This is a genomic window from Isoptericola croceus, assembly GCF_029382255.1.
Classification (GTDB): domain Bacteria; phylum Actinomycetota; class Actinomycetes; order Actinomycetales; family Cellulomonadaceae; genus Isoptericola; species Isoptericola croceus.
Genome location: NZ_JARLLG010000343.1, coordinates 1 through 267 on the forward strand (window position 1 = coordinate 1; position 267 = coordinate 267).

Below are 267 nucleotides of genomic sequence, written 5' to 3' on the forward strand. Positions count from 1 at the left end.
GCGAGGTCGAGCATGAGGTCAGCCGGGTTGAGCGACAGCGGCGAGGCGAAGCCGACTGAGGCGAAGTAGGAGAGCGCGTCAGCGGCGAGGCCGTAGTAGATGGGGCAGCCGTCGGAGGAGAGGAGGAGGACCTTGTCGAACATGTGGTAGAGCCTCGACGACGGCTGGTGGATGGTCACCACCACGGTGCGGCCGCCGCCGGCGGCCATGCGGCGGAGCGTGCCGACGATCCTGGCGGCGGTGGTGGAGTCGAGCCCGGAGGTCGGC

Annotated in this window: 1 protein-coding gene; it reads right to left on the reverse strand. The window is 70.0% G+C overall.

Translation table 11 applies throughout. The features are described 5' to 3' along the window. The coding region (locus PZC42_RS24805; RefSeq protein WP_498041207.1) for a hypothetical protein at window positions 1–209 on the reverse strand (209 nt) is incomplete at its 3' end. Between the last annotated feature and the right edge of the window lie 58 nt (window positions 210–267).